This is a genomic window from Lonsdalea britannica (assembly GCF_946477055.1).
Taxonomy (GTDB): Bacteria; Pseudomonadota; Gammaproteobacteria; order Enterobacterales; family Enterobacteriaceae; genus Lonsdalea; species Lonsdalea britannica_A.
Genome location: NZ_CAMKXG010000381.1, coordinates 1 through 2506, shown reverse-complemented (window position 1 = coordinate 2506; position 2506 = coordinate 1). Strand labels below are relative to the sequence as shown.

Annotated in this window: 4 protein-coding genes; all 4 read right to left on the bottom strand. The window is 49.4% G+C overall.

From position 1 onward, the window contains the following. On the bottom strand, nucleotides 1-534 hold a 534-nt coding region (locus Q7O77_RS16955), incomplete at its 3' end, for a baseplate J/gp47 family protein (RefSeq protein WP_304169941.1). Then, nucleotides 534-884, bottom strand: a complete 351-nt coding sequence (locus tag Q7O77_RS16950) for a phage GP46 family protein (RefSeq protein WP_304169939.1) — start codon at nucleotides 882-884, stop codon at nucleotides 534-536. The genes Q7O77_RS16955 and Q7O77_RS16950, both read right to left, overlap by 1 nt. 56 nt (nucleotides 885-940) lie before the next feature. Then, entirely contained in the window at nucleotides 941-1504 is a 564-nt protein-coding gene (locus tag Q7O77_RS16945) for a phage baseplate assembly protein V (protein ID WP_304169937.1), read from the bottom strand. Then, the coding region (locus tag Q7O77_RS16940; RefSeq protein ID WP_304169935.1) for a phage tail protein at nucleotides 1494-2506 on the bottom strand (1013 nt) is incomplete at its 5' end. The genes Q7O77_RS16940 and Q7O77_RS16945, both read right to left, overlap by 11 nt.

Below are 2506 nucleotides of genomic sequence, written 5' to 3'. Positions count from 1 at the left end.
CATCTCAGCGTCAGACTCTCTGTCTGTACCGCCTGAAATAACCCCAATCGTCCCGATAGAATCGAACCCAGAGGGGGCGCTAACAAACGTCCCGGTTGCCTGCGCGGTCGTGTTGCCATCGACACCGGATATCGACGCAATAATTGGGATACTGGCTGTCCCATCTTCACCGATAATGGCCGCATCTGTCGTTGAGTAGGATAAATTACCTCGGTTAATCACTAGGCCGGATGCAGACGTCGCGCCGACTTCCCCTGTCGCAACAAAATGACCTGATGCCGTTGTCGCTGACTTACGCGTGATATCTCTCAGACGGCAATGCCACTCTAAAAACTCTGTATCGGCGGTATCCGGAAATATCTGGCGAACTATCCATCCTTGATGCTGATATATTCCAGTGACCACGCTGGCGACCGAAGAGGCACGGACAAAATAGTCACTGTCTTCTGAAATATCAGCGTCCGGCAATTGGTTGCGAATATCTCGCAATATTTTATTGCGCGTTTCAGAAAATGAATCAGTAACAAATGCCATTAAACAACCCTTACAGGATACTTAAATGTATTTTGTTGGCCTAAGGCGGAAACGACCTCAACCAATAAGAAAAGCCACCCCGACTTCCATTTTTCAGTCGTTACTGTTATCGATATTGCCCGACCATCATCTATTAATGGCTGCAATGCTTCTTCGGTATATTGACGTGCCAAGGTATATACCCGGCTCACGTCTTTTTCACGAGACAGTAGGTGCAGTTTGGAACCCACGTTGGGTGACGCCCAATAACTACCCAATGGAGTCATGATTCGAATATAAATCGCATTCTCCAAAGTGTTCGTCGTTGTCCCGGCATAATCGCCAGTGGTGGGGTTCAATAAATTATCCATGCCGCCATAGTGGCGACATAGATAGAAGCATGTCAGTAGAAAGGGTTCAGTGGGAATTACATCTGCTGGATTGGGGGGGCAGTTATTCCGGCATCACCGCCATGAGCGTGATTATGCGAGTTATGGATACCTCGCATGACATTCATTGTCGATTTACCGTCGCTAACTTCATTACTCCCATGCAGAACTGGAGTATCAAACTCAGCGCGATCCGAAGCATTGACCACGTATTTTTTGCAATTAACCTGATATTCATCGCACTCAACGGTAATGATACGCCCGTTTTTTAATGTGATGGATGTCCCCTCAAGAGTATAAATCGACACCTCTCCGTTTTTTAATGATTTGACTCTATATTCACCATGCTCAGTCGCAATAACAATGCTGTGCGATGTCATACCACCTAATGGGATCACAATGCCTGCGGTGCCAGCGGGAGGAACCGAAGTGAATCCGTAGTGCTGGAATAACTCCGCATCTTGCAGTTGTTCTCCAGCCAGGCCATTGGCCTGGATAGTCTGTACCGGCCCTGCGCTGTTTACGCGTGTTAATCGCGTACGAAATGCCAATCGAATCCGGTTTAACGCGCTGTTAATACGACTATCAATATTAGCCCACATCGACAATAGCCACCTCTCGTTTACCTTTACGCTTGCGCTGTTTCTTCTTCTTCGGATAGGCATCAGGTATCCAGATACCGTCCTCCTTCAACCGTAGTGTGGTGGTTGTCCCTCCTGGGCGACCTCCGTTAAATTCCCTGCCCATCAGAAAAAAGATAGCATCGATACTATGTGGCTCACTGACCACATGAATACGCTGCCCTGGCGTCCATAGCACGTCGTCCGAGGTTCTATGGCCTGCAACGGTAGCCATCAGGCTATATCCCGCCAGGCGGGCGTCTGACATGGTCTTACGAGCACGAAAATTAACTTGCTCTTGGTTATCAGCATCACTCACACGTAATATTTGCGGCCTGTACACGGTGACGGTCGGGTCCGTGACTGTCGCGGTTAACCCATGCAGCCCCGTTTCCGCCGTTCCTGTGCTCATTGCTACACTGTCTGATGAATTTGCATCGGTCACATCAACGATAGCCGTTGATGAAGACGCAGCAGCGTGAGCATGTCCTTGCGCTAGCACGGTCATGGTAGAAAAAGAGCGTTCAATGCTGCTTTCCTCATCCAAAGAGAGCAGATTATTTCCACTACCGTTACGTCGTAAAACTAAGGTGGCGACAGGTGCTGCCGTATAATCAGGGCCGCCGATGATTAACGTCCCATCAGGTGAAAACCACGGCCATAGCCCTCTCGCTGCACATACCCGCAAGAGCAAGTCCCACGCCCGTTCACCCGGTTCAGCACTAATTTTATCGTTCAGAATCGAGCTTTCAGCGTGAATTTGAATATTGGTGATACCCAATGGTCGAACAACTTTAGACACCACCTCTTCGAGACTGATTTGTCGTGATGTCATCACCGGGGCTGCGCAATCAACGAGGATTGCCGCATCGTCACGGCCAGATAATGACAAGGTGATCCCACTTCGGCTTACGGAACGGCGTACCCGGTCTAAACGCCCACTCATGACCACATCAGCGCCGATTTTCAGCTGAACAGAGACAC